This is a genomic window from Pseudofulvibacter geojedonensis (assembly GCF_042675745.1).
Classification (GTDB): domain Bacteria; phylum Bacteroidota; class Bacteroidia; order Flavobacteriales; family Flavobacteriaceae; genus Pseudofulvibacter; species Pseudofulvibacter geojedonensis.
Genome location: NZ_JBHTJM010000010.1, coordinates 303,698 through 326,701 on the forward strand (window position 1 = coordinate 303,698; position 23,004 = coordinate 326,701).

29 protein-coding genes and 1 other RNA gene are annotated in these 23,004 nt (G+C 31.1%); 7 read left to right on the forward strand and 23 right to left on the reverse strand.

Features of this window, described 5'->3' with window-relative positions; all coding sequences use genetic code 11:
- Positions 1-116: 116 nt before the first annotated feature.
- The 13 genes from ACFQ1O_RS13340 to ACFQ1O_RS13400 all read right to left on the reverse strand — a co-directional run bounded on the left by ACFQ1O_RS13340 (position 117) and on the right by ACFQ1O_RS13400 (position 10,027).
- The gene (locus tag ACFQ1O_RS13340) at positions 117-620 is read right to left on the reverse strand and encodes an FKBP-type peptidyl-prolyl cis-trans isomerase (RefSeq protein WP_377716701.1); all 504 of its coding nucleotides are present in this window, start codon (positions 618-620) and stop codon (positions 117-119) included.
- A 60-nt stretch (positions 621-680) separates the two neighbouring features.
- Positions 681-1,481: a class I SAM-dependent methyltransferase gene (locus ACFQ1O_RS13345; protein WP_377716704.1), complete on the reverse strand. Its 801-nt coding sequence runs from the start codon at positions 1,479-1,481 to the stop codon at positions 681-683.
- A 36-nt stretch (positions 1,482-1,517) separates the two neighbouring features.
- Positions 1,518-1,715, reverse strand: coding sequence for a YwbE family protein (locus tag ACFQ1O_RS13350; RefSeq protein ID WP_377716706.1), 198 nt, complete (start codon positions 1,713-1,715; stop codon positions 1,518-1,520).
- Between the two features lie 2 nt (positions 1,716-1,717).
- On the reverse strand, positions 1,718-2,479 hold the full coding sequence (trpA, locus tag ACFQ1O_RS13355) for a tryptophan synthase subunit alpha (RefSeq protein ID WP_377716890.1): 762 nt from the start codon (positions 2,477-2,479) through the stop codon (positions 1,718-1,720).
- Positions 2,480-2,481: 2 nt separating this feature from the next.
- Positions 2,482-3,666: a tryptophan synthase subunit beta gene (trpB, locus tag ACFQ1O_RS13360; RefSeq protein ID WP_377716708.1), complete on the reverse strand. Its 1,185-nt coding sequence runs from the start codon at positions 3,664-3,666 to the stop codon at positions 2,482-2,484.
- Positions 3,659-4,294 carry a phosphoribosylanthranilate isomerase gene (locus tag ACFQ1O_RS13365; protein ID WP_377716710.1) on the reverse strand — a complete coding sequence of 212 codons (636 nt, stop codon included), beginning with the start codon at positions 4,292-4,294 and terminating at the stop codon, positions 3,659-3,661. Before ACFQ1O_RS13365 ends, trpB begins: the two co-directional genes overlap by 8 nt.
- Positions 4,284-4,931: a class I SAM-dependent DNA methyltransferase gene (locus tag ACFQ1O_RS13370; protein WP_377716712.1), complete on the reverse strand. Its 648-nt coding sequence runs from the start codon at positions 4,929-4,931 to the stop codon at positions 4,284-4,286. Before ACFQ1O_RS13370 ends, ACFQ1O_RS13365 begins: the two co-directional genes overlap by 11 nt.
- Positions 4,928-5,716 carry an indole-3-glycerol phosphate synthase TrpC gene (gene trpC, locus ACFQ1O_RS13375; protein WP_377716714.1) on the reverse strand — a complete coding sequence of 263 codons (789 nt, stop codon included), beginning with the start codon at positions 5,714-5,716 and terminating at the stop codon, positions 4,928-4,930. The genes ACFQ1O_RS13370 and trpC overlap by 4 nt, the downstream gene beginning before the upstream one ends.
- 1 nt (position 5,717) lies before the next feature.
- Positions 5,718-6,707: an anthranilate phosphoribosyltransferase gene (trpD, locus tag ACFQ1O_RS13380; protein WP_377716716.1), complete on the reverse strand. Its 990-nt coding sequence runs from the start codon at positions 6,705-6,707 to the stop codon at positions 5,718-5,720.
- Between the two features lie 29 nt (positions 6,708-6,736).
- Entirely contained in the window at positions 6,737-7,306 is a 570-nt protein-coding gene (locus tag ACFQ1O_RS13385; RefSeq protein ID WP_377716718.1) for an anthranilate synthase component II, read from the reverse strand.
- 6 nt (positions 7,307-7,312) lie between these two features.
- Positions 7,313-8,713 (reverse strand): anthranilate synthase component I family protein, encoded by a 1,401-nt coding sequence (locus ACFQ1O_RS13390; RefSeq protein WP_377716721.1) that lies wholly within the window; start codon positions 8,711-8,713, stop codon positions 7,313-7,315.
- Between the two features lie 266 nt (positions 8,714-8,979).
- The gene (locus tag ACFQ1O_RS13395; protein ID WP_377716724.1) at positions 8,980-9,549 is read right to left on the reverse strand and encodes a YceI family protein; all 570 of its coding nucleotides are present in this window, start codon (positions 9,547-9,549) and stop codon (positions 8,980-8,982) included.
- Between the two features lie 22 nt (positions 9,550-9,571).
- Entirely contained in the window at positions 9,572-10,027 is a 456-nt protein-coding gene (locus ACFQ1O_RS13400; protein ID WP_377716726.1) for a MarR family winged helix-turn-helix transcriptional regulator, read from the reverse strand.
- A gap of 108 nt (positions 10,028-10,135) precedes the next feature.
- On the opposite strand from ACFQ1O_RS13400, the gene ACFQ1O_RS13405 reads away from it, so the two are divergent.
- The 5 genes from ACFQ1O_RS13405 (at position 10,136) to ACFQ1O_RS13425 (ending at position 13,527) form a co-directional block, all read left to right on the forward strand.
- On the forward strand, positions 10,136-10,633 hold the full coding sequence (locus tag ACFQ1O_RS13405) for a TlpA disulfide reductase family protein (protein ID WP_377716728.1): 498 nt from the start codon (positions 10,136-10,138) through the stop codon (positions 10,631-10,633).
- Positions 10,630-11,304, forward strand: coding sequence for a thioredoxin family protein (locus ACFQ1O_RS13410; RefSeq protein ID WP_377716730.1), 675 nt, complete (start codon positions 10,630-10,632; stop codon positions 11,302-11,304). The genes ACFQ1O_RS13405 and ACFQ1O_RS13410 overlap by 4 nt, the downstream gene beginning before the upstream one ends.
- Before the next feature lie 100 nt (positions 11,305-11,404).
- Positions 11,405-12,814: an MBL fold metallo-hydrolase gene (locus tag ACFQ1O_RS13415; RefSeq protein ID WP_377716733.1), complete on the forward strand. Its 1,410-nt coding sequence runs from the start codon at positions 11,405-11,407 to the stop codon at positions 12,812-12,814.
- Between the two features lie 21 nt (positions 12,815-12,835).
- Positions 12,836-13,153, forward strand: a complete 318-nt coding sequence (locus ACFQ1O_RS13420) for a rhodanese-like domain-containing protein (RefSeq protein ID WP_377716736.1) — start codon at positions 12,836-12,838, stop codon at positions 13,151-13,153.
- Between the two features lie 5 nt (positions 13,154-13,158).
- A complete protein-coding gene (locus tag ACFQ1O_RS13425; protein WP_377716738.1) occupies positions 13,159-13,527 on the forward strand; it encodes a rhodanese-like domain-containing protein in 369 nt (122 codons plus the stop codon).
- A gap of 145 nt (positions 13,528-13,672) precedes the next feature.
- Here the strand turns inward: ACFQ1O_RS13425 and ssrA are convergent.
- Positions 13,673-14,070: a transfer-messenger RNA gene (ssrA, locus tag ACFQ1O_RS13430) on the reverse strand.
- Positions 14,071-14,264: 194 nt separating this feature from the next.
- On the opposite strand from ssrA, the gene ACFQ1O_RS13435 reads away from it, so the two are divergent.
- Positions 14,265-15,473, forward strand: coding sequence for an NAD(P)-dependent oxidoreductase (locus ACFQ1O_RS13435; protein ID WP_377716740.1), 1,209 nt, complete (start codon positions 14,265-14,267; stop codon positions 15,471-15,473).
- 37 nt (positions 15,474-15,510) lie between these two features.
- Here the strand turns inward: ACFQ1O_RS13435 and ACFQ1O_RS13440 are convergent, their stop codons facing one another.
- The 7 genes from ACFQ1O_RS13440 to ACFQ1O_RS13470 all read right to left on the reverse strand — a co-directional run bounded on the left by ACFQ1O_RS13440 (position 15,511) and on the right by ACFQ1O_RS13470 (position 20,570).
- On the reverse strand, positions 15,511-16,155 hold the full coding sequence (locus ACFQ1O_RS13440; RefSeq protein WP_377716742.1) for a DUF1361 domain-containing protein: 645 nt from the start codon (positions 16,153-16,155) through the stop codon (positions 15,511-15,513).
- Positions 16,118-16,516 (reverse strand): ribosomal maturation YjgA family protein, encoded by a 399-nt coding sequence (locus ACFQ1O_RS13445; RefSeq protein ID WP_377716744.1) that lies wholly within the window; start codon positions 16,514-16,516, stop codon positions 16,118-16,120. Before ACFQ1O_RS13445 ends, ACFQ1O_RS13440 begins: the two co-directional genes overlap by 38 nt.
- A 293-nt stretch (positions 16,517-16,809) precedes the next feature.
- Complete coding sequence (locus ACFQ1O_RS13450) at positions 16,810-17,523, reverse strand: SanA/YdcF family protein (protein ID WP_377716746.1); 714 nt, start codon at positions 17,521-17,523, stop codon at positions 16,810-16,812.
- Positions 17,524-17,688: 165 nt separating this feature from the next.
- Positions 17,689-19,059 (reverse strand): cell envelope integrity protein CreD, encoded by a 1,371-nt coding sequence (gene creD, locus ACFQ1O_RS13455; protein ID WP_377716748.1) that lies wholly within the window; start codon positions 19,057-19,059, stop codon positions 17,689-17,691.
- 11 nt (positions 19,060-19,070) lie between these two features.
- Entirely contained in the window at positions 19,071-19,580 is a 510-nt protein-coding gene (locus ACFQ1O_RS13460; protein WP_377716750.1) for a Coq4 family protein, read from the reverse strand.
- 46 nt (positions 19,581-19,626) lie between these two features.
- Complete coding sequence (locus ACFQ1O_RS13465; RefSeq protein WP_377716752.1) at positions 19,627-19,923, reverse strand: winged helix-turn-helix domain-containing protein; 297 nt, start codon at positions 19,921-19,923, stop codon at positions 19,627-19,629.
- 38 nt (positions 19,924-19,961) lie between these two features.
- Positions 19,962-20,570: a hypothetical protein gene (locus tag ACFQ1O_RS13470; RefSeq protein WP_377716754.1), complete on the reverse strand. Its 609-nt coding sequence runs from the start codon at positions 20,568-20,570 to the stop codon at positions 19,962-19,964.
- A gap of 153 nt (positions 20,571-20,723) precedes the next feature.
- On the opposite strand from ACFQ1O_RS13470, the gene ACFQ1O_RS13475 reads away from it, so the two are divergent.
- Positions 20,724-21,071, forward strand: a complete 348-nt coding sequence (locus ACFQ1O_RS13475) for a DUF1801 domain-containing protein (protein ID WP_377716756.1) — start codon at positions 20,724-20,726, stop codon at positions 21,069-21,071.
- Here ACFQ1O_RS13475 and ACFQ1O_RS13480 read toward each other — a convergent pair.
- Both ACFQ1O_RS13480 and kdsA read right to left on the reverse strand, forming a co-directional pair.
- Positions 21,068-22,015: a transglutaminase domain-containing protein gene (locus tag ACFQ1O_RS13480; RefSeq protein WP_377716891.1), complete on the reverse strand. Its 948-nt coding sequence runs from the start codon at positions 22,013-22,015 to the stop codon at positions 21,068-21,070. The genes ACFQ1O_RS13475 and ACFQ1O_RS13480 overlap by 4 nt on opposite strands.
- 42 nt (positions 22,016-22,057) lie before the next feature.
- The gene (gene kdsA / locus ACFQ1O_RS13485) at positions 22,058-22,876 is read right to left on the reverse strand and encodes a 3-deoxy-8-phosphooctulonate synthase (protein WP_377716758.1); all 819 of its coding nucleotides are present in this window, start codon (positions 22,874-22,876) and stop codon (positions 22,058-22,060) included.
- Positions 22,877-23,004: the final 128 nt, after the last annotated feature.

Here is a 23,004-nt window from a genome sequence, read left to right on the forward strand (position 1 = left end):
GTTTAATGATATTAGAAATACGAAACAAAGATAGGGGAAAAGTATAGATGTAGAGCTTATTAAATAATAAAGCACCTCTAAAAGAGATGCTTTGTAATATTAAAAATATTTGGTTCTTAGTGTTCGTGTCCACCTGGTCCGTGAACGTGACCGTGATCAATTTCTTCAGCTGTTGCTTCTCTAACATCTACCACAGCACCAGTAAAATGTAAATCTTGGTCAGCTAAAGGATGGTTTACATCTACCGTAACAGTAGTTTCATTTATTGATAGAACTTTACCAGGAATCACTCTCCCGTGTTGATCTTGTAATGGTAACATATTACCAACTGCAACTTGCTCTACTAATTTACCATCTTCCATAAACATATCTTGAGCTAAATCTATAACAGCTTCTTCGGTTCTAGTTCCATAAGCGTTTTCAGATTTAATACCGAAAGAAAAAGTGTCACCAGCGTTTAAAGCAGTAACATTGTTTTCAAACTCAGGAATCATTTGTCCTAAACCAGATAAAAATACTAAAGGTTGCTTTCCTTCTGTAGTTTCAATCATTTCTCCTTCTGCAGTATCTCTAAATAATTTGTAATCTACAGTAATTACTTTGTGTGTTTGATCACTCATTTGTATAAAATTTGTGCAAAGCTAAACTAATTATATCAATGAAGCTTTTGAAAAGGAGAATTAATCTTTTTTAACAATCCAAATATCCTGAGGTATCCAGTTGTCAATTGGTTTTTGAATAATGTGATCAACGATGTTTGCATTTTTAAATAGTTTTTGCATAAAAGGTGTTGGGTGGAAGGCTGAGTAAACTCTATGCCCCTCAGTAACATTTCCTCTCACTATTAATTCTCCATTATTATAAGATTCTTGTTCCTCAGTAGTTAATTTTGAAATAAAGTTGTCGCCCTGAGCTGTAAGTAGTAATATTCCATTTGGTTTTAAAATTCGATATAATTCTTGAAACCACTCATAATGTTTATCTTCGGATAAATGAGTAATTATTGATAGACCATAAATGACATCGAATTCATTATCTGAATAGGGTAATTTAGCATCAATTGTATTGTGGTTAAAACTGATACGTGATAGGTTTTCAGAACACCATTTTATTGATTTTTGATTATAATCAGTCCCATAAAAAGAGCAATTATTGCTAATAACTTCTGGTAAGTGTCTAATAATTCTTCCAGGTCCACATCCCCAGTCAAGAATTTTTTTATTTTTTAGTTCAATGTGTTTACAGAAAAGAGTTGTTAGCCATTCTGCATTTTTTTTTCCAGACTCATAGTATTTTCTATAACTCATTTGAAAAGATTCATACATCAAGTAATCTGGTGGAAACTTAAACGAAGGATGCTCTTTTTTGAACGCCTCATTTTCAGCTTTATTCTTCCTTTTTTCAATATAAAACCTCGTCTTATCTGCTAGATGAATTAATTTGAATTTTCTGAGAAATTGTGACAGGTCACTTTTTTTCATAGTGAATAGATGTTGACGTTTTCAATTATTGAGCGGCTAATGTATAAAAACTTTTTTAACCCTTCCTACAGCGCCACCTTCTATCATTACTTTTATACCGTGAGGATGAGTAGGCGATTTGGTTAATATTTTAACTACTATCCCTTCTGTTAAATTGCCAGAAAGTTGATCTTTTTTTAAAACGATAGCAACTTTTGAATCTATTGCAATGTCTTTTCTGTTTTGACCGTTCATAATTACCTTATAGTTTTTGTAAAGGCTTTTATATTATTTACTCCATTTTTATTTAAATGTTTTATAAAAGCACTGCCAATAATAGCTCCTTTTGCTTTGTTAGTTGCTTGAGTAAAAGTTTCATTGTTAGAAATACCAAAACCAACTATTTGAGGGTTTTTTAAGTTCATGTTAGCTATTCTAGAAAAATAAGCTTCTTGTTCTTTTCCAAAACCAGATTTTGCACCTGTAGTACTTGCAGATGATACCATGTAAATAAAACTATCTGATATAGTATCTATAAAGCGAATTCGTTCATCAGAAGTCTGAGGAGTAATTAAAAAGATATTTTTTAAATTGTATTGCTCAAATAATTCTTTGTATTCTGATAAATATTGATCTACTGGTAAATCAGGTATAATTAGTCCATCAATACCAACCTCTCTACATTTTTTACAAAAAGCTTCAATACCGTATTGTATCATTGGGTTAAAGTAACCCATAATGATTAATGGAATAGATACTGATTCTCTAATGTTTTCTAATTGCTCAAAAAGTGATTCGGTAGTCATGCCATTTTTTAAGGCTATAGTTGAACTTTCCTGAATAGTAGGGCCATCTGCTAAAGGGTCAGAAAAAGGCAAGCCAATTTCTACCATATCCACTCCAGATTGTTCTAAGTTTTTTAAAACAGTTTCTGTATCATTAATAGATGGGTAGCCAGCTGTAAAGTATATTGATAGAAGCTTTTTATCTTCTGATAGTTTTTGGTTAATTCTATTCATCATTACAAATTAAAATAGTTGATGTAAGTATTTAAATCTTTGTCCCCTCTTCCAGACAAATTAATAACAACAATGTCTTCTGAGTCAAACTTTCTTTGTTCTAATACCGCTAGAGCGTGAGAGCTTTCTATAGCAGGAATAATTCCTTCTAATTGGCATAAGGTAAGTCCGGCTGCCATTGCTTCATCATCCGTGACAGATACGAAATCAGCTCTTTCGCTTTCAAATAAATGTGCATGCATGGGTCCAACTCCTGGATAATCTAAACCTGCGGAAATAGAATAAGGTTCTATAATTTGCCCATCGTTTGTTTGCATTAGTAATGTTCTACTTCCATGAATAATACCGTCTTTACCTAAAGCAGATGTAGCTGCGCTTTCTCCAGAATTTACTCCTTTGCCAGCAGCTTCTGCAGCAATTAAATTAACGCTTGTATCGTCTAGAAAATGATAAAAAGCACCAGCGGCATTGCTTCCTCCTCCAACACATGCAATAACATAATCGGGGTTCTCTCTCCCTTCTTGTTCTTGTAATTGCCATTTCATTTCTTCTGATATAATAGATTGAAAACGGGCAACCATATCTGGGTAAGGATGAGGTCCAACTACAGAGCCAATTATGTAGTGAGTATCTACAGGATTATTAATCCAATCTCTAATGGCTTCGTTAGTAGCATCTTTTAGGGTTTTACTACCTGAAGTAGCAGGAATTACTTTAGCTCCTAACATTTTCATTCGAGCAACATTGGGTGCTTGTCTAGCAATATCTATTTCACCCATGTAAACAATACACTCAATACCCATTAAAGCACAAACAGTAGCAGTAGCAACTCCGTGTTGACCAGCACCTGTCTCGGCAATAATTCTTTTTTTACCTAGTTTTTTTGCTACAAGTATCTGACCAATAGTATTATTTACTTTATGTGCACCAGTATGATTTAAGTCTTCTCTTTTTAAATAGATTTTAGTATTGTACTTTTCTGAAAGTCTTTTGGCAAAGTATAAAGGTGAAGGTCTTCCTACGTAATCTTTTAATAGTTGCTGAAATTCTTCTTGAAAAGAAGGGTCTTGCATAATAGAAAGGTAAGACTGTTTTAGTTCCTCTACATTTGGATATAACATTTCCGGTATGTATGCTCCTCCAAACTTACCGTAAAATCCTTTTTCGTTAATATGATAATTAGACATTTGATGTCGGTTTTAATAGTTCTTTAAATTCAGTTAATTTAGTAGTGTCTTTAAGTCCAGGTTCTATTTCAAACTTGCTATTTACATCTATAGCATAGCAATATTGAGCAGCAGGAGATGATAAGAACTCTTGTAAATCGGTTACATTTTCTAAACCAATTCCGCCACTTAAAAAATAAGGTTTGGTAGAGGGATAGTTCTCCAGAACTGACCAATCAAAGGAATATCCATTTCCCCCAGGTAAAGTTCCTTTCGTGTCAAATAAAAAGTAATCGCAAATTACTTCGAATTGACTTAAAACTGTAAAGTTAAATTCGTCTTTTATAGAAAAAACTTTAATGGTTTTTGAGTTAGTTTTGGCTTTTAATTTTTTGCAATATTCGGGTGTTTCATTTCCGTGTAGTTGAATATAATCTAAATGGTGGTGATTTACTTTGTCTAATACATATTCAATAGAAGCGTTAACAAACACACCTACTTTGCTTATCTCTTTAGTTAAATTAGGGATTTCTCCATCAAAGAAACGACTTGATTTTTCGTAGAAAATGAAACCTAAGAAATCAGGATTTATTTCTGTAACCTGATTGATATTTTCTTGATATTTCATACCACAGATTTTAAGCTTCATCTGTTCTTTTTTTAGCAATTATAATAAGGTCATTAGCTTTGACTTTACCTTCAGAAATATAATCTTGATTAACCATTTTTAATATTTCGAAACTGTTTTGATTCAAATAGTCTCTTATATATTCTTTCTCATGAAAATATTGATAAGCTGTATTTTTTCCTGAACTTGAAGTTATATATCTGGAATTAGCATATAAATCTTCCATTGTACTAATGTAGAGTAAACCATTTGGCAATAATAACGCCGAACATTTTTTAATAAATGTAAATACTTCTTCTTTAGATAAATATGGGAAACAAAAAGCACTAATAATTCCATTAAACTTTTGGTTTAATTTGTCTATATCTAAAGCATTCATGATTTTAAAATCTGCTGAAGGGTTATTGTTTTTGGCTAGTGTAATCATGTTTTTAGCAATATCAATTCCGAGTATGTTATAGTTAGGACGCCGGTCGAGTATATATTTTGTTACATTACCTGGTCCACACCCAACCTCTAGAAGTGAAGCGTTATGGTTATTTATGTTTTCACAGAACAGATTAAATCCACTATGATATTGCTCAATGTTCATCAGCTTTGCTTCATATTCTTTAGCACAGTTGTTAAAAGTATTTAATATGGATTCTTTTCTGTTCATGATTGTTCCAGTTCTTTTACAAAGTTGATACAACTCTCTCCAGGATTCTCGGTTTTCATAAAGTTTTCGCCAATAAGAAAACCTTGGTAGTCATATTGCTGTAAGTCTTTAATGGCTTCAATAGAGCTAATACCACTTTCAGAAACCTTAACAAAATCATTTGGAATTAGCTCGCTTAAGTCTTTACTTATCTGAGTAGAGACTTCAAAAGTTTTTAAGTTACGATTGTTAACTCCTAACATGTCTATAGATGGCATAATAGATTTCTCTAACTCTTCTTGGTTATGAACCTCTAGTAATACATCTAATTGTAAACTTTTTGCAAACTCAGATAGTTGTTTTATTTCTTGTCTGGTTAATACAGTAGCAATCAAAAGGATAACATCTGCGCCATAAGACTTGGCTTCTAATAGCTGGTATTCGTCTATAATAAACTCTTTTCTAAGTAAAGGGATATTAGCAGAAGCTCTAGCTAAAAGTAAATCATCTAAAGAGCCTCCAAAATATTTTCCATCTGTTAAAACAGACATTCCACATACACCAGCGTTTTCATAACTTATAGCTACATCTTGTACAGAAACTTTTTGATTGATAACAGCCTTAGAAGGAGATCGTCTTTTGTGTTCTGCAATAATACCAGATTTACTATTTCTTAAGTTGTCAGCTAATGATATAGTAGGTTTAGTAAATAAGATTGATTGTTCTAACTGAGAAGTAGGTATAATAGATTTTTTCAGATCAACCTCTTTCTTTTTATCTTGTATGATTCTATCTAGAATATGCATCTTAATTCAAATTTATTAGCTGAGTTAATTTTTCTTTAGCTTTTCCAGATAGTAAACTTTCTTTAGCTAATTCAAACCCTTCTTTTGGCTTTAAACCTTTTACGGTTGCAATGGCCATGCCTGCATTGGCACATACTACATTGTTCTGTGCTATGGTTCCTTTTCCATCTAGTACGTTAACAAAAATAGAGGCAGCTTCTTTTATAGAGTTACCACCATAAATAGCTTCTTGAGTATGGTATTCTACTCCAAAATCTGTTGCACTCAACATTTTTTCGGAGTTGTTTTGAATTAATTTAGTTTCGCCAGTTAATGAGATTTCATCATAACCATCTAAAGCGTGTAAGATGCTGTAGTTTTTATCTTCTGACTGATATAAATAACCATACATTCTTGCTAGTTCTAGGTTGAATACGCCTACTAATTGATTTTTTGGAAAAGCTGGATTGACCATTGGACCCAACATATTGAAAAATGTTTTTATGCCTAAAGCTTTTCTTATGGGGGCTACATTTTTCATAGCTGGATGGAATAGAGGAGCGTGTAATACACAAATCCCTACATTATCCACAGCTTTTTTTAGATAATCGATGTCATTGGTGAATTTAATCCCAAGGTGTTCCATTACATTAGAAGATCCACAAGCTGAAGAAACTCCATAATTACCATGTTTGGTTACCTTAACATCAGCTCCAGCCGTTACAAAAGAAGATAGGGTAGAGATGTTAAAAGTATCTTTTCCATCTCCACCAGTTCCGCATAAATCAATGGTGTTGAATTCTGATAAATTGACCGGAATACAAAGTTCTAATAAGGCATCTCTAAATCCTTTTAGTTCATCTAAAGTTATAGGTCGCATCATAAATACCGTTAAAAAAGAAGCTATTTGGGCTTCATTATAACTCCCATTAGAAATGTTTATCAAAATGTCTTTAGCATTTTGATAGCCAATGGTTTCATGATTAATAAGTTTATTTAGTAGTTGTTTCATTTTATGTTTTTAAGAGTTATTGAATGATTTTAATTGTTAATCCAATTCTCTAATATTTGTTTTCCATTTGGAGTTAAAACCGATTCTGGATGATATTGCACACCTCTTACATCATATGTTTTATGTCTTAACGACATGATTTGTCCGTTTTTATCTGTTGAGGTAACTTCTAGACAATCTGGCAAATCGTTACTTTTTACCACCCAAGAATGATAACGACCTACTTCAAATTCGCTAGGTAGATTTTCAAATAACTGTTCATCTTGAACGGTTAATTTTACTTTTGTTGCCACGCCATGGTAAACTTCATCTAAGTTTTCTAACGATCCTCCAAAAACTTCACCGATAGCTTGTTGACCTAAGCAAACACCTAAAATACTTTTACTAGAAGCATATTTTTCTATGATAGGTTTTAATAATCCGGCTTCATCTGGAATTCCAGGACCTGGAGATAATAAGATCTTTTCGAAATCTTCAACTTCATCAATAAAAAGTTGATCGTTTCTCTTTACGGTAACATCACAGTCTAAGTCTTCTAAATAATGAACTAGGTTGTAGGTGAAACTATCGTAATTATCTATAACTAATATCTTTTTCATACTATTTTATATTTCTTCAGCCAACTGTAAAGCAGTTTGTAAGGCTCTAACTTTATTATATACTTCTTGGGTCTCATTTTCTTCTGACGATTTGGCTACAATACCTGCTCCAGCTTGAAAATGCAACTCATGGTTTTTACTTAAGAAAGTTCTAATGATAATTGCATGATTAAAATTACCATCAAAATCCATGAAACCAATGGCGCCACCATAAAAATCTCGATTTGTTTTTTCGTATTTTTCTATTAATTGTAAGGCTTTATGTTTTGGTGCACCACTTAATGTGCCAGCAGGAAATGTATCTGCAACTACTTGCATAGTCGTACTATTTGCATGTTTTTTACCAGTAACCTTAGAAACTAAATGAATTACATGAGAGAAAAATTGAAGCTCTTTGTAGGTAGTAACTTTTATATTACTACCATTTCTGCTCAAATCGTTTCGAGCTAAATCTACTAGCATTACATGTTCGGCATTTTCTTTAGGGTCTGCAAACAATGCTTTGGCTACTTCTGCATCTTTTTCGTCATTACCTGTTCTTTTAAAAGTTCCAGCTATAGGGTGTATTTCTGTATGATTATCTTTTACTACTAATTGAGCCTCTGGTGAGCTTCCAAAGATTTTGAAATTTCCGTAATCAAAATAAAACAAATAAGGTGAAGGATTGATGCTTCTTAAGGCCCTATAAACATTAAATTCATCTCCTTTAAATTTTTGAGAAAATCTTCTAGATAATACTAACTGAAAAACATCTCCTCTATAACAGTGTTGTTTAGCTAATGCCACTTGTTTTTTAAAATCTTCGTCTGTTAAATTAGATGTTGTCTCACCGTCTTTGTTAAATGAGTAATGTGCATAGGTGGTATTTTTAAGTAATTGCTCTATTTCTGCTATGTTGTTTTCACTCTTGTAATTATGGGAGAATAAATAAGCTTCATTATTAAAATGATTAATAGCAATTATATTTTGGTATACCGCATAATACATGTCTGGTATGACTAAATCATTTTCTTTTTTAGTGATTTTTACCGCTTCAAAGTATCTAACGGCATCATAACTGGTGTAACCAAATAGACCATTATTTATAAACTTTAAGTTGCTTTTATCTGCTTTAAAAGACCCAGCAAATTCATGAATTACCTGGGGAATATTTACTTCTGGAGTGATGTCTTTTCTGTTTGAAGAACCATCTGGAAACTGAGTAGAAACTATTTCATTCTCTATTTTAATGCTAGCAATAGGATTGAAACAGATATATGAAAAACTATTGTCATTTGCATGATAGTCACTACTCTCTAACAGTAGACTATTAGGGAATTTATCTCTAATTTTTAAATAAATACTAACTGGTGTAATTGTATCTGATAGTATTTTTTTTGATGTGGTATGTAATTGAAATGTTTTCATTTTTTGACATAAAAAAAGGCTTGTCGTGAGAGACAAGCCTTGATATTTTGGTTTTAAATATACAATAGCAATTTAGCTCACGAAATTTGATTTTCGAGAGTTCCACCACCAAGTATTGTTTAAAATTAAATTCATTTGTTCTTATTATTGGCTACAAATATCTAAATAGAATTTTTAATGTGCAAATAAATAATCATAAAAATACACCCCACTAGATTAGTGGGGTGTAAAGAAGATGTTATTATAACTTATTGTTTTATTGTGGGTTAAAACTTTAAAGTAACATCTAAGTCAAACTCATCACTTATAGCTTTATCTTTTAAGTTGTCAAAGAAACTAGCAGAGCCATATTTAATATCAAATTGAGTTCTATCTATTTTAAATTTTGTTGAGGCAGTATTATCTTTCACTGTCATTTCAAAGCTTACAATTTTAGTAATTCCTTTAATGGTTAAGTCTCCAGATACATGGTAATGATGATTATGGCCCCTAGCATTAGTTATTTTTAATGTAGCTGTTGGGTGCTTTTCAACTCCAAAGAAGTCATCATTCTTTAAGTGTCCTGTTAAATATGCATTTTTTTCAGCATCCATATCTTCTGTTTGAATAGAGTTCATATCCATTACAAACATTCCACCAATTAATTTATCTCCTTCAAAGTTTAAAGTACCTTCTTTTAATTTAATACTTCCGTAATGTGTGCTTCCTGTTACTTTGTGCCCAGTCCATTTTATGGTACTTTCTTTAACCTTAACTTCTTTAGTTACTAAGTTAGTAAATGCTAACGATGCAAATGCTACAAATGCAATTAGACCAAGTGTTATTCTGTTTTTCATTTTATAAGTATTTAGTTTTAATTTATGTTCTTAATTTTTCTAGTAAATAGCATAGAGTAGTAGCTTCTTTGTGAGTAAGTTTGTTTACAATATTACTTTCTATACCATCTAGTTTTGGGTCTAAATTTAATAATATATTAAGACCTTTATTGGTAATGGTTAATTTAACTTGCCTACGATTTTCAGGACATTGTTTTCTATTAACCAATTCTTTTTCAACTAATTTATCAATAATTCTACCGGTATTACTGTTTTTATGAACCATTCTTTCTTGAATAGTTTGTTGATTAACAGGAATACCTTTTTGACCTCTCAAAATACGAAGCACATTATATTGCTGTCCACTTAAGTCGTTATTTTTAAATAATTTCTTTAACTGATCAGTAATGTAGTTATTAGTAAACACTAAACTTAATACGACCTCTTTAGCAATAGGTAGTTTAGCATCTGATTTTAATAACTGGTTTAAAGTACTCATGTATATACAATAGTTGTAGGTACAAATATATGGTTAATTTAAGATTGAATTAAACTTTTAACAAGAATTTAAGTTTATTAGTTTGTTAATATTAATTAACTTAGTAAAATGAAAGTTTATCAATATTTTATCTTATTAACACTAATAATAGCCTGTAAGAACAGAGGAGATAAGTCAATTAAAAATCAAGAAATCATAAGTGTTAATTATGAAGAGTTAGAACCTTTTCTTAATAAGGTTTCAGATACAACTTATGTAGTTAATTTTTGGGCTACTTGGTGCAAACCTTGTGTAGAAGAACTTCCTTTTTTTGAAGAATTGAATAAAAAGTATGCTTCTGACAAAGTTAAGGTTTTACTAGTTAGCTTAGATATGCCCAAACAATTAGAAACTAGATTAAAACCTTTTGTGAAAGAGAATAAGTTGAAATCTCAAGTTATTTTATTAAATGATCCTAATCAAAACAACTGGATACCTAAAATAGATTCACATTGGGATGGAGCTATACCAGCTACTTTAATATATAATAAAAATAGACGCATGTTTTATGCTAAATCATTCACCTATTCAGAATTAGAAAAAATCACCAAACAATTTATACCATGAAAATAAAAGTATTAAGTCTGTTAGCATGTTTTGTGTTGTTAGCTTGTAAAAATGAGAATAAAGAAGAAGTTAGTCAACAAAAAGAAATAGCAGTTGCAGTAGATAAAGAAAATAAAAATAAAGTAGAAAAAGCTTTAGGTTATGAAATTGGAGATTTAGCTACAGACTTTTCTTTAATGAATGTTAATGATAAGAAGGTTTCATTATCAGATTATAATACTGCGAAAGGTTTTATAGTAATATTTACCTGTAATCATTGCCCTTTTTCTGTTGCTTATGAAGATAGAATAATAGCTCTAGATAAAAAATATATAAAACAAGGTTACCCAGTTATAGCTATTAATCCAAATAATCCAGAAAGTTATCCAACAGACAGTTTTGATGCAATGAAGGTAAGAGCAAAAGAAAAAGGTTTTACTTTTCCATATTTATTTGATGATGGTCAAAAAATATATCCACAATATGGAGCTACTAAAACACCTCATGTTTTCGTATTGCAAAAGCAAGAGAAAGGAAATGTAGTTAAGTATATTGGAGCTATAGATAATAATTATCAAGATGCTTCTGCTGCAACAGAACATTATGTAGCAAATGCAATAGACGCATTGTTAATAGGAGAGGAAGTAGTAGTGAAAAAGACCAAGGCAATTGGTTGCTCAATTAAGAAGTAATCCACTATATCTATAGGAAAACCGAGTGATGCGCTCGGTTTTTTATGTTTAATAACTCATAAAAAATAGGTATATTTGCCTTCCAATAACAGAAAGATAAATGACAGTAGAACAATTATATACCAAATGCTTGGCAGAAGCAGCTTACTATATAGAGTCTAACGGAGAAGCAGTAATTATAGACCCGTTAAGAGAAACTCAGCCATACATAGATAGAGCAAAACAAGATAATGCAACTATTAAATATGTGTTTTTAACACATTTTCATGCCGATTTTGTTTCTGGGCATGTAGATTTAGCTCAACAGACTGGAGCTACAATTGTATTTGGTCCTAATGCAACTACAGAGTTCGATATTCATTCTGGTACAGATGGAGAAGAGTTTAAAATAGGTGATGTTACACTTACCTTGTTACATACTCCAGGTCATACCATGGAATCTTCTTGTTATTTGTTAAAGGATGCAAACGGAAAAGAAACAGCTGTTTTTACAGGTGATACCCTGTTTATTGGAGATGTGGGAAGGCCAGATTTAGCGGTTAAAAGCAATCTAACTACTGAAGATTTGGCGGGACATTTATACGATAGTTTGCGTACAAAATTAATGGTGTTGCCTGATAATGTAACTGTTTATCCAGCTCATGGTGCAGGAAGTGCTTGTGGTAAAAATATGAGTAAAGAAACTTTTGATACTTTGGGTAATCAGAAAAAAGTTAATTATGCTCTGCAAACTGATCTAAGCAAAGAAGATTTTATAAAAGAATTAACTACTGGATTAGCTACTCCACCACAATATTTTCCAAAAAATGTAGCGATGAATAAAGGAGTAAATGTACAGATAGATGCAATTATTTCTAAAGGTACTGCAGCATTAGATGCTAAAACATTTGCTGAGTTAGCACAACAAAAAGATATATTAGTAATAGATGCTCGTTCTCCCCAAGATTATGTAAAAGGGAGTATAGAAGGTGCTTGGTATTTTGGTATAACTGGAGGTTTTGCACCATGGGTAGGTACTTTAATAGAAGATCTTAACCAAAAAATAATATTTATTGCTCCAGAAGGAAGAGAATCAGAAGTAGTTACAAGGTTAGCTAGAGTAGGCTATGATAACTCTTTGGGTTATTTAGAAGGAGGAATGCAAGCTTGGGAAGAAGCTGGGTATGCTATTGATATTACAGAATCAATTTCTGCTGAAGATTTTGAGAAAGAAATAAATGAGGGAAAAGTAGAGAATCCTTTAGATGTTAGAAAAATAGGAGAATATCAAGCACAACATATAGAAGGAATTACTCACTTACCATTGAGTACAGTACATGAACATGTAAAAGAGTTAGATGCTAGCAAAAGGTATCATATTCACTGTGCAGGAGGATACCGATCTTTAATTCATGCTTCTATTTTGAAAAGTAATGGCATAAAAAATGTAGTGAATATAGAAGGTGGATTTGGAGCCATAAAGAAAACAGACATAAAAACGACAAGCTATGTTTGTCCGTCAGAATTATAAATTAACCCCAAATAAAAAGAAATGACCGATTTAAATCAGAAAGAATGGGCAGAACAATTAGCAAAAGATGACAATGCTATTGTTTTAGATGTAAGAACACAAGAAGAAGTAGAAGAAGGTTTTATTCCTAATGCAATTAATATAGATGTTCGAGAGCCACAACAATTTTTAGATCAAATAAACGAGTTAGATAAATCTAAAAATTATTATGTGTATTGCCGATCAGGAGGAAGAAGCTCTCAGGCTTGTGCAGTAATGAATCAAATGTGTGCTATTCCTAATACTTTTAATTTAGTTGGAGGTTTTATGGAGTGGGCAGGAGAAGTGTCACATAATTAAAAATCATGATTAAAAAGTTTTTCTTAGCTGTAGTTTGTATTTTCTTTTCTTGTAAAGAAAAGCAATCAGACGGGATTAAAGTTGTTGGTGTAAATGAGTTTTCAGAGGTGATTGATTCTGAAAATGTTCAAATACTAGACGTAAGAACACCTAGTGAGGTTGCAAACGGAAAAATAGACAAGGCTATTGAAATTAATTTTTTTGATAAGAACTTTAAGCAACAAGTTGCCAAACTAGACAAAAACAAAGTAGTAGTAGTTTATTGTAAAGCTGGAGGAAGGAGTAATAAAGCGGCCCATATATTAAATAAAATGGGTTTTAAAGAAGTTTACGATTTAGATGGTGGCTACACAAGTTGGAAAAAAAAGAAATGATTTACAAGTGGTTTTTTAAAACCACTTTTTTTATTCATAAAAAAAGCATCTCTTTTAACCGAGATGCTTTTAAAGTAGTTTTTATTAACCCCTTAATTATAAACCACTTCATGAAAATAACTAAATAGTTATTATGAATTTATTATAGTGGAGTCGGAGAGAATCGAACTCTCGTCCAAACAAGCAATAAAGTAACTTTCTACATGCTTAGTTTTTGTTTGATTTTCGAAATAGCACTAGACCAAAAACTGCCAATACTATCCTTATCTTCTAAATTTCGAAACTTTACCGAAGCTTTAAAGTTTCTATGCCAACTTTTACGATGCCTGTAAATAGAACGCCGTTAGCCAAGGCTTTCAGCAGACATTTAGCTTGTACACCTTGTGTACCGAGGCTTGATCTTACTATAATTCAGATATTAAGCAGCTAAAGCGTAGTTATTCTCGCCGTTTAAAAAAGTTGATATCATTATTTACGAGCTGTATATCAATGCTCGACATGCTTATTAATTCATTGGTCTCGCTGTCAAAACCGGTCGACCCCATTATTTCATAGAACAGAATACAAATCTATAAAATTAGTAGAGAAATAAAATAAAAAGTTACACTAAAATTATTTTTTTCATAAAAATGTATAATCTAGAAGGTCCTAGAAGGTTGTATTGTTATTTATTTAGCTATATTTAGCTCAAAATTTTATATTTGTAACAGAAATAAACACCCTAAAAAGAGCTTGTAATGAAGTTTTCAATCATAAAAGAACGTAAAAACCCACCAGATAGAAGAGTAGTATTTCCTCCAGCAATGTGTAAGGAGGTTGAGCAAAAATATCCTGATGCATCAATAGAAGTAGAGTCTTCAGATATTCGTTTTTTTAAAGATGAACAATATGCTCAAGAGGGATTTATGCCAATTACTGATGTTACAGATTGCGAAGTTATGTTGGGTGTAAAAGAAGTTCCGGTTGATGCTTTAATTCCAAATAAAAAATACTTTTTCTTTTCGCATACAATTAAGAAAGCACCTTACAATAGAAAGTTATTACAAGCTGTATTGGCAAAAAATATAGAATTGTATGACCATGAAACAATAACTAAACCTTCTGGTTCTAGATTGATTGGTTTTGGTCGCTATGCAGGTATAGTAGGTGCTTATAATGGTTTTATAGCATACGGAAAGAAATATAATTTATGGAACATGCCTAAGGCAGAGCATTTATCTAATCTAAGTGAAATGAAACAAGAATTAGATAAATTAGAATTGCCAGCCATTAAAATTTGTTTAACTGGTAATGGTAAAGTTGCTCATGGAGCTAAAGAAATTCTTGATCATTTAAAGATTAAAGAAGTTACAATAGAGCAATATTTAAATGATTCGTTTAGTGAAGCCGTTTATTGTAAAATAGATGTATTAGATTATAATAAACGTAAAGACGGACAAGTATTAGATAAATACGACTTCTATAATAATGCAGGAGAATATGAGTCTAATTTTATGCGTTTTGCTAAAGTAACAAACTATTTTATAGCAGGGCATTTTTACGATAATAGTGCTCCATTTTTATTCACCAGAGAAGATTGTAAATCAGAAGATTTTAATATTAAAGTTGTTGCAGACGTATCTTGTGATATTGATGGGCCGGTAGCTTGTACTATACGTCCTTCTACCATTGCAGATCCTATTTACGGGTATGACCCTGAGACTGAATCTGAAATAGATTTTATGGATGAAAGAGCAATTGTTGTAATGGCAGTTGATAATTTACCTTGTGAACTGCCAAAAGATGCTAGTGAAGGTTTTGGGGAGATGTTTTTAGAGCATGTAATTCCTGCTTTTTATAATGGTGATAAAGATGGTGTTTTAGAAAGAGCTAAAATGACTACCTCAGATGGTAAGTTAACAGAGCGTTATGCTTATTTGCAAGATTATGTAGACGGTAAAGAATAAAAATAATATTTTGGAATATAAAAAAACAGCCTCTTAATTAGAGGCTGTTTTTTTTGTGCAATAAATGTAAGTACGAAACGAATAATAATAAAAGCAGACTTGCCATACAGATAGTTACACCTATTGCTTTGGTATTTTGTAAGCTGATGATAATATCTTTTAGTAAATGATTGGGTTGGGTAAATAGCTCCCAAGAGTTCCAGCGTAAGTACCTGCCTAAGTAAATACCAAACCCAGATAAGAATGAAATTATTACAATACTAATTGATGCGAAAGTAGTATTCCATTTTTCTTTCAGTATTATATAAACATCTACCATAGAAAGAATCGCTAGTAGTAAACCATTAGCTGCAAACAAGAAAATAAGAAAAGCATCAAACCAAATAATACCAGAATTGATATGATTGAGGTGAATTAAATCGGTTATAATGTATGGAGAATTAGGTAAGAATAAAAGCCAAATGCTTAAACTGGTTAGTAATAGAATCGATTTGTGTTTTACCCAATAATTAATTCGTAATAATTGTGAAATAGCATACGGAATTCCAGCTAAAAATAGGTTCCAGATTAAAAACATATAGGTAATGCTTTGGGTGTATTTAACGCGTAATAACATTATTATCATACAAAAAATAATATTGATGCTAACTACGGTGTTTTGCTTGGTGAATAAAGTTTTCATAGATGGAAGAATTAAAAAATAAGATAGTTAAGTAACCTAATGTATAAGCTAATAAATCTGATATAGAAAAAGTGTTTCCGAATATTAAATTAGCAAGTGTATGATTTTGTAATCCAAGTGCTTTTAAAAATGGAGTTAACTGAACAAGTTCTACAGCAAAGGCAATTAATAAAGTGATTGAAGCAGTGGTGTTTTTAGAGATATTTAAAAAACTTCTTAGTAAAAAATATAAAAGAATAACTACTAGGTAATCTCCAAAGGTATGTCTTATAAAACCATTTTTAAAGAATATAGCAATCGCTATCTCTATAAATATGAAGGTGATAGCAATTAAGAATGATTTTTTATTAAATAAAAACATATTTATAAAGTGTTTAAAACGATAAAGAAATAGCCTATGGCAATCGGGAGATTAATTAATGTTATTCCAATAGCTTTTAGTGTGTTAAACCTATTTTTTTGATTTGTAATTAAATTACCTATTAAACCAATAAATAAAAGTAAATTGATAACTAAAGCAGCTAGAACATAGTATATGCCAATACCAATTATAACCTTGGATTTAAAAAATAAGAATAGTACTAAAAGTAAAGTGCCAAGAATAAAACTGATACCAGCTATTAATTTTGAAATGTTAACAGGTGTGTACATAATTTATTTAATTAAAACTTTTGAGCCTAAATACTTAGGTTTTATTTTTAGTAGTATATCTATTACTGCTTTAACTCTAGCTAAATATTCTCTTTTATTCGTTTTATCACCTTGTCTTCCTATAACATCCTTAGCATTAAAGGCTATAACTGATAATCCGTGTTTTTCGGCTAAATAGATGGCTCTTTTGTTGTGGAAATTTTGAGATATAATAGTGAAACTTTTAAGATTGAAGATTTCTTTAGCTCTAACTATAGAGTCTAAAGTTCTAAAGCCAGCATAGTCTAAATAAATTTTATCTGAAGGGATTCCTAAGGCTATTAAGTCAGTTTTAAAATCTGTTGGTTCGTCATATCCTTTTCGGCTATTATCGCCACTTATAAGCAGGTGAGTAATTTTTCCTGAATTATAGAGTTCTATTGCAGCATCTATTCTGTATTGGTAGTATGGATTTATACGTCCATTACCTATATATTTGCTTGCCCCCAATAGTAATCCGACTTTGTTTTTTGGAATAGCACAAACATTAGAATAGGTTTTTAGTTGCGTTTTTTGTTCAATAATGTGATTACAAATTAGTAAGCATAATAAAACTGAAGTGCATATAAGTAGCAAGGTTTTGAAAGGAACTTTGAATACTATTCTCTTTAATGTTCTTAAATTGAATATTTCTAATAATAAGAATGCAAAAAGAGATATTGTAATGTTAAGTAGCATTCTTGAATTTGAATACCAATTTTTTAAATATTGCTTGATTTTCATTTTAAGTATAAGTTTTGCGTTAGCGATTGAACGGTTTGTTTAAGCTCTTTTTACGGTTGGTAAAAAAGCGAGTAATGAAAGCGCGACCCCGAAGTGAATCGGGGTAACGCCCAAAATAAACTAACCGTTATTCCAATCAATCTTTCTAGAAACAAACATAACTACGGCTAGTATGGTAAATAAACCTACACTACCAACTAGTAAGGCGTAATTTTCTAATTGAATAATTACAAAAATAAATCCGTACAGAACAGTTAAACAAGTACCTATTAATACAGGAAACTTGATGTTTTTTAAGATGGATTTAGAGTATAATGTTATTAATGTAATTACTGCTGTTCCGGCAATTAAATAAGCTTTTAAAAAGCTTGAGTGCTCAGATATTGATATTAATAAAGTGTAAAACATAACTAGGGCAACACCAATCATTACATACTGAAACGGATGTATGTTAATCTTGCTCATAGTCTGAATTAAAAAGAAAATAAGAAAGGTTAAACCAATTACCATAAAACCGTATTTGGTAGAACGATCACTTTTTTGGTATTCATCTACCGGAACTATAAAGTTAGTGCCAAAAGCATATTCATTTAAGTTAGGTAAATGATTAAAGAATTGTTGAGAAAAAGGTCTGTTAATATCAAGTACTTTCCAGTTGGCTTTAAATCCGTCTTTGCTTACTTTTTCGCCTTCATCTTGAGGTAAAAAATTACCAGTAAAACTCGGGTTTACCCAATTAGAAGTCATTTTCGCTGTTGTGGTTTTTCCAATAGGTATAAACTTCATACTCTTACTACCGTTATAAGCTAGGTTCATCGTAAAACTTTGAGGCTTTGAAAAATCGAGGTTTTCTAATTTTAGATAACTACTTTCTAGTTCATCTAAATCATAACGGTTTTGCTTCTCTGAATGATAATTGGTTTCAAAATCATAACTGTGTTTGTTGAGTTGAATGGCAACTTGACTTTTAATCCCTTTTAAGTTAGAGGTTTTAAAAACTATTGAGGATTTATTCCAAATAATGTCTTCATCTTTTATAGACTTGGAGCTAAAATTAGGCTTGTTAAAAGCACCTGTTATAGTTATATTACTTTCGTAAACTACCGATTCGAAGTTGTTTCTTTTTTTAGTTTTAGATTTGGCTTGAGCATTATAATCTAATTTCTTAGGGAAGAAGTAAGCATAGTTCATAAAACTTTCTTTTTCTACAACATACTGTTTGGTGTCTGGGTTAAAAACCGATTTTTCTTTATAGGTTTTATAAGGAACTTTTAAAATAGGTCCATAGAGTGTAACTTCTGATCCCCATTTTTCATTTATTTCGTTTACTACATCTGTTTGTCTAAATTCTCGTTCTCTAATTAACTCTTTTACAAAAGCTAGTGGAATTAATAAAACAAGAATAATAGTAGCAATCATAATCATTCTGGCTGTGATAGATGTTTTTAACCAGTGGCCGAATTTGTTTTGTGTGATAGGTGTTTGTTCCATAATACTGATGTTTAAATTGTACTGTTGTCTAATTGAGTTTGTCTAAGTTTTTTAACTTCTTCATTAGTAAAAAAACAACGGCGTAAGTCTTCTATGGGTGTCTGCAATAATTCTTTATAGTCTAAATGATGAAAGGTATTAGCTTGTTTACCTTTTCGATAAGATTTTTTGTAATATTGGTAATAGTCAGGTAAGATTACAGTGCCTAATATGATGACTCCATACATATACTTACTTCTTTTTCCGTTACCAAAGCATAACCATTGTAAAGCAATTTCATCTTCTACGTTGGTACTGTATCCTGTTAAGACATGGTAAGCGTCATGACGTTCTACTTTAGGTATGAGTTCAAATCCGTTTTTCTGTAAAAAGCTTCCTAGATGATATCCAAAACTATCTTTGGGTAATTGTAAAAGATCCTTTTTATGAATATTCCACGGCTGATGTTTTTTGAATAATTGTGTGTATATCTTTTGAGATATAATAAATAGCCAATTAATGAGTTGTTTCCTAAATTTCATTTATAAAGTACTTTGTTTTTCAAAGTAAAAAGACAAAAAAATATCTTTACCCTTTTATTAGTTTTTCAATTGCTGCAATGTGTTTTTTAAATTCTTGCCTACCTAGTGGAGTAGTGCTATAACGAGTATTGGGTTTTTTACCAATAAATTGTTTTTCAATATTAATGAACTCTGCTTTTTCTAAGGCTTTTATATGGCTAGCTAAATTACCATCTGTAGCACCTAGTAATTCTTTTAAAGTATTGAATTCTGCATACTCATTCACCATCAAAATAGACATAATACCTAAGCGTATTCTATGGTCAAAAATCTTGTTAATATGTTGAATGATGTTTTTAGACATAATCTTGCAAACTTATAGTAATACTACAACTATAAAAATTATTTAGTGTCATATTTAAAATGCATCCAACTTCCATAAATAATATGCATTACTCCAAAACCCAAAACCCATAACCAAAAACCAAAGCCTGGTTGCCAAGCTCCAATTAATCCTAAAACCAGTTGTATGTATCCTAAGTATCTAATATCTCCAATGCTATATTTTGATGCGTTTACTAAAGCCAAACCATAAAAGATAAGCATTAGCCCGCCAGACTGTCCGTACTTTCCTTGACTTAGAATAATTAGTATATATAAACCTCCAACTACTAACGGAATTATAAAATTCAAGACTAAGCGTTTAGAAGTACTATCCCATATTTTAGCTCCTTGTTGTTTTGCTTTTCTGGTGGTTAACAATATACCTGTGATAATGCTAAATACAGCTACTAGTACTAAGGTTAAAAGACAAGATCTAAAAATCCATCCATCAAGAATTAAAACACCATTACTATAAGTTGTTACCAACCAATAGGCAACAGCAGCACCTATTAAAGCATAAGTTCCTGCTAGTATACCAGATAAACCACTAAGTGAGATAAACCTAGATGATTTATTCATTAGATCTTTAATTTCTGAAAGGTCTTTTAGGTAGTCTTGTTGAGTCATAATAAAAGTACTTTGAAAAACAAAGTTAATTGATTTTTATCATTTTCCAAATCTCTTTTCTAATTTTCAGAAAAATTTAAGATTTTCAAATTCCCTCTCCTAGGGGAGAGGGATAGGGTGAGGGGGGAATAACGAATTAAAAATTAATGAAAATTGAATCCAGCAGAGAATTACATATTGAAACAACCAGAACCGTACAGAACTATTTTATTACAATTGCAGTTGATAATAGAGCAAACAATTCCCGGGTTAGAATTAAAATATAAATGGAAGATACCTTTTTATTATTATGAGGGAAAACCGTTTTGTTATTTCAATGCTAGCCATAAAAAACAATATGTAGATGTAGGTTTGGTAAAAGGAAAACTAATAGATGTACACCAAGAATACTTGATAGGAGAGAAGCGTAAAAAAATGGTTTCACTACGTTATACTTCCGTAGATGATATTAATGTTGAGGTTTTGGTTCAAGTATTAGAAAGAACAAAGAGTTTGTATTAAGGAATAAGTTTAAATTCAATAATACCATGAATCTCGTCATATATAATTAATTCTCTTGGTCTTTTCGATGGTAAAGGAATATCTACAAAATAACTGTTCTTCTCCCTTTTAAATGTTAAATCGTTGGAGAACTTTTGGTTGTTAAATTTATAACTGTAATATCTAGTAGAATCTATTTCAGTAAAATTAAGTTTAATACTTTTTTTATCTTTAATCTTAATTAACCCTTTATGAAATTGATTGATTTTTAAACCTGAGTTAAAATAAGTCCCATGAAAAATAGGGTTATAATAAAAAGTTTCTTTTGAGATAGTTTTTTTTAAGAATTGCCATTCTTTTTTATCTGGATAGTGAGTAAGAATAAAATTTTCAGGAGGAGTAAAAAAGTATTCGTCAGAAAAATCAAATTTATTAGGAACTTTCCTCGAGTTACCTGTAGACCAAGTAGCATCAATTAGTTTCCACTCATTGTTTATTCTAACTGCATTCCAGGCATGATTAGAGGAGCTTCTAACTCTACCAATTTTTCGAGTATATTGTTTGGTGCCACCCACTATTACAATAGACTCTATTTGGAGATATTTATATATGTAGTTTAAAATAAGGGAGTAGCCTTCACAGATTGCTTTTTTAGAAGAAAAGCATTTGTTTGCATACTTTCTTTTTTGTTTAGCTAATTTTGATGAATATTGGTGGTCGTCAGGAATAGATTTATAAGGTGTTTTACCGCTATCAAGGTATTTGAAGTCATAACTAATATTATTAGAAACCCAATAATAAGCTGCCCTAACTCGATCTTCTTCAGAAGTGAAATCATCCTTTATTTTTTGAGCTAAATCATTTATAGATGAAAACTTTTTAGGGTATTTAGCAACTATAGCATCAACTTTACTATAATCTTGAGCAAGAGAAAATTGTAAAAAGAAAAATAAGAGAAGGTAAATGTTTTTTCATAATTTACATTCATCAAAAAATGAACCAAATTATTATAAACTATTCACTGTTTTTTTAATAGCTACCAAATTACTTAATAAACCTTCTAAATGATCTAAGTGTAGCATATTAGCGCCGTCGCTTTTTGCGTTAGCAGGATCGAAATGGGTTTCTATAAATAATCCGTCTACATTGTTAACTACTCCAGCACGGGCAATAGTTTCAATCATATCAGGTCTACCACCTGTTACACCAGTACTTTGGTTAGGTTGCTGTAACGAATGAGTAACATCTAAAACTGTAGGAGCAAACTTACGCATAGTAGGAATGCCTCTAAAGTCTACAATCATATCTTGGTAACCAAACATTGTTCCTCTATCGGTAACCCACACTTGTTCATTTCCAGATTCTTTTACTTTAGTTACAGCGTGTTGCATACTTTCCGGACTCATAAATTGTCCTTTTTTTAAGTTCACCACTTTTCCAGTCTTAGCTGCAGCCACTACTAAATCAGTCTGTCTTACTAAAAAAGCCGGTATTTGTAAAACGTCCACATATTCTGCAGCCATGGCAGCATCTGATGCTTCGTGGATATCTGTTACTGTAGGTACATTAAATGTGTCTGATACTTTCTTTAAAATTTTTAATGCTTTTTCATCTCCAATTCCAGTAAAACTATCTAATCTACTGCGATTAGCTTTTCTAAACGACCCCTTAAAAACATAAGGTATTTCTAACTTGTCAGTAATACCAATTACTTTTTCAGCTATTCGTAAAGCCATTTCTTCACTTTCTATAGCACATGGTCCTGCTAATAAAAAGAAGTTATTACTGTTAGTATGTTTTATGTTCGGAATTAAAGATAAGTTCATGTCTCAAAATTTTATGCAAATCTAAGCATTAATCATTCAATTTTTAGTTAAATAATTCTAAACTCAATAGGTAGAGTGTAAAATGCTGAATGTTAGCTTTTTGTTAGCGGTTTAATTTAAAGAGAAAC